The 2,938-nt window shown below is 71.3% G+C and carries 3 protein-coding genes; 1 reads left to right on the top strand and 2 read right to left on the bottom strand.

The annotated features are described in order from the left end of the window. Positions 1 to 348 precede the first annotated feature (348 nt). Both K6I34_RS34780 and K6I34_RS34775 read right to left on the bottom strand, forming a co-directional pair. On the bottom strand, positions 349 to 888 hold the full coding sequence (locus K6I34_RS34780) for a hypothetical protein (RefSeq protein ID WP_229332033.1): 540 nt from the start codon (positions 886 to 888) through the stop codon (positions 349 to 351). A 175-nt stretch (positions 889 to 1,063) separates the two neighbouring features. Next, positions 1,064 to 2,110, bottom strand: coding sequence for an LLM class flavin-dependent oxidoreductase (locus K6I34_RS34775; RefSeq protein ID WP_229332032.1), 1,047 nt, complete (start codon positions 2,108 to 2,110; stop codon positions 1,064 to 1,066). A gap of 162 nt (positions 2,111 to 2,272) precedes the next feature. Between K6I34_RS34775 and K6I34_RS34770 the strand changes: the two genes are divergently transcribed. Beyond that, positions 2,273 to 2,899 (top strand): TetR/AcrR family transcriptional regulator, encoded by a 627-nt coding sequence (locus tag K6I34_RS34770; protein ID WP_229332031.1) that lies wholly within the window; start codon positions 2,273 to 2,275, stop codon positions 2,897 to 2,899. Positions 2,900 to 2,938 lie beyond the last annotated feature (39 nt).

The following is a 2,938-nucleotide window of genomic DNA, read 5'->3' as shown; positions in this document are numbered from 1 at the left end:
GGTGTGCTCGTGGGGGCGGGCAAGGGCGCGGAAGAGCAGGACGAGGGCAGCGATGATCAGCACCCAGAAGAGGAGCATGCTGATCGACATGGCGACCCAGCCCCAGCCCCAGCCGCCGCCGTGGTGGTCGTACCAGAACATCATCGTCGTCACCTCCGGACCGAGCGCGTGCGGACTGCCGGTGGACGCTGCACGCGCGTGATGGTCGTTCTGCCACCACTGTCCCTCGCGGAAGACCGCGGCGTGAGGGCCCAACGGCCCGGGCCCGGGGCCGGGCGGCCCGTCCTCGGGCCTCACGCGTCGCCCCCCGCCTCGGCCGGCAGGGCCCACCGGCTCTCCGGACAGGCGTCACGGCACCGGACCCGCCGACTGCCACGACTGGATCAGCTGGTCGTACGACGAGCTCGACTTGATGAGCGAGAGGATGGACAGGGAGGTGTTGGTCCACTCGATGTCGTTGCTGACGCCGTCCTTGTCCCGGAAGCACGCCGCTGTGCCAGCCTCTTGCCCGTTGACCGAGTAGGGCTGCTTGCCGTTCAGCGGAGTCGACGCGCCGCATGTGTCGTGGTCGAACGAGTAGGCGCGCAGGTCGCTCTGGTAGCCCTGTTCCATGCTGGACGAGTCCCGGTACTGCATGTAGACGATCGACGTGCCGTTCGTGGTCTTGCAGCTGACCGCGCCGGAAGCGGAGGGCGGGAGGATCGATGAGGCCACGGAGGAGCAGGAGCCGCGAATGTCCGCGGGCACGTGCGCGAGGGGGCCTTGGTCGGTGCCGGACGCCTGGGCGGGTTGCGCGGCCAGCAGGGCGGCACATGCCGCTCCGGCCAGCACCGCCCCGGTGCTGGCCCGTAACGGTGGCGTGCGGAAGACGACAGGGAGAACGGACACGGTCGGCTCCTCAACGGTTCGACGACAGGCTTGTGGAGGAGTCTGTCGAGCGCCGGACCGACTACGGCGCGGTACGCGACCGCGCGCCCCTTTTCGGGCTTCTTCGCGCTCCGGAATCGTGGATTACCGCCCGAGCGGCTCGCTGGGCGATCCGACGGCCGTCCTTCGCCGGGTGTCAGGCCAGCAGCCGTGCGAGCTCGGCCATTTCGGTCTCCGGGTCCACGACGGGCTGGATCACCAGTTCGTCGACCCCCGACCTCTCCAGCACGCCGATCCGCTCGGTGACCTCGCCCCTGGTGCCGACCAGGCCGAATCTGTCCACCAGGGAGGGCACGATGAGCTCGCGGTCCTCGGGGGACAGCCGGCCCAGGTAGTTGCGGTAGAGCGCCTGGTGAAACCTGGGATCGGCGGGGGTGGTGCCGCGCAGCTGGAGCAGACGGCCGACAGCCGCGGCCTCTTCCGGAGGGAGGGCCGCGCGGAAGGCGGGGTCCTCCGCGCCGAGGATCAGTGCGCCCAGTGCGATGTGCCCCATCGAGTCCTTGACCGGATCGCCGTAGCGGTCCTCGCCGTCGGCGAGGACATGCAGGGAGGACATGAGATACGAGCGGGTCCTCCCGGCGCGGCCCGCGTCCCGCGCCGCCGCCCGCCGGGCCCGGCCGAGGGCGGACCAGGCCGCGGGGTCGTGCATCCCGAAGGAGATCACTCCCGCGCCGAGCCGGCCGGCGACCGCGGCGGCCTTCAGGCCGGACGCGGCCACGACGAACTCCACGGGAGCCTCGGTGTCGACGTACGGCCCGGCGTGCAGGAACCGCACCCTGCTGGACCGGGTCCCCTCGCGGTAGTCCGACTCGCGGCCCGCGGTGAGATCCTGCAGGGCGGCCGTGAACGACTCCAGCTCCGCCGTCTTCGCGGGCCGCATGCCGAGCGTACGGCGCGCCGTGTTGCCGGTGCCGACCCCGCAGACGATGCGGCCGGGGGCGAGGGCGTTGAGGCTGCTGACGGCCGCCGCCGCGGCGGGCGCGGAACGCAGTGCCGGTGAGGTGACACCGATGCCGAGTCTGATCCGGTGGGTGGACCTGGCGCAGAGCGCGAGACTCACGAACGGATCACCGTGGACCATCGGCGTGTCGTACACCCAGAAACTGTCGAGGCCGAGTTCCTCCGCACGGGCGGCCAGGTGTTCCACACCCGGCCCCGCTGTCATGACGATGCCGGTCCGCATGGCGGCTCTCCTCGCCGTCGAGTGGGGTGGCCGAACCACTCCGGTTGCAGTTCGCTGTCGTCCATGGTGAGGATCGTGCCCACCGCAGGGCAGTTGTATCGACTTGATCCGTCGACTTGATTAATCGACTTGTTCGGGCGACCAGGTCGTTATGATGCGCGCATGGCACATGTTTCCGCGGCCGAGCGCCGCCCTCAGCTGATCAACGCGGCCATCGACCTGATGACCAGGGAGGGCGTCGCCGCCGGCAGTACGCGCGCCATCGCCGCCGAACTCGGCGTCGCGCAGGCCACGGTCCACTACACCTTCGGTACGAAGGCGGACCTGTACCGGGCGGTCATGGAACGGCTCACCGACGACCTGATCGCGCAGGCCGAGCGGGCGGCGCCGGAGGACGCCGGTTTCGAGGAGACGATCGTCGCGCTGGCCGGCGCGTCGTGGCGTGCCGTGCGGGAGGAGGCGACCCGCTACCGTCTGCTCACCGAGCTGAGCATGGTCGCCCTGCGCACCCCCGGCCTGAGGGAGACCTACCAGGGCTACTACCGGGGGGTGAGCGAGGCGACGGCGAGGCTGGTGGCCGGGGCGGCGGCACGCACCGGGTTCGAACTCGCCCTGCCGGCGGAGGCGATCGCCCGGTTCTTCCTCGCCGGCTTCGACGGGCTGACGTTGCAGTGCCTCTACGCGCCGGACGATTTCCCGGACGACGTCGGTCTCCGCGCCCTGGTCTCCGCGACGATCGCCCTGGCCGGGGGGCGGCTGGGCCTGACGGCGGTTCCGGCGGCGGACTGACGGGTCGAGCACCCCGCCGCGTCCCCGCGTCCCCGCCTC

The sequence above is a fragment of the Streptomyces sp. UNOC14_S4 genome (assembly GCF_020740835.1).
Lineage (GTDB): Bacteria > Actinomycetota > Actinomycetes > Streptomycetales > Streptomycetaceae > Streptomyces.
This window is presented reverse-complemented; position numbering and strand designations above follow the sequence as displayed.

Coding starts and splice junctions, on each gene's coding strand:
- K6I34_RS34775 (WP_229332032.1), bottom strand. CDS start 2,110: ATGCGGACCGGCATCGTCATGACAGCGGGGCCGGGTGTGGAACACCTG.
- K6I34_RS34770 (WP_229332031.1), top strand. CDS start 2,273: ATGGCACATGTTTCCGCGGCCGAGCGCCGCCCTCAGCTGATCAACGCG.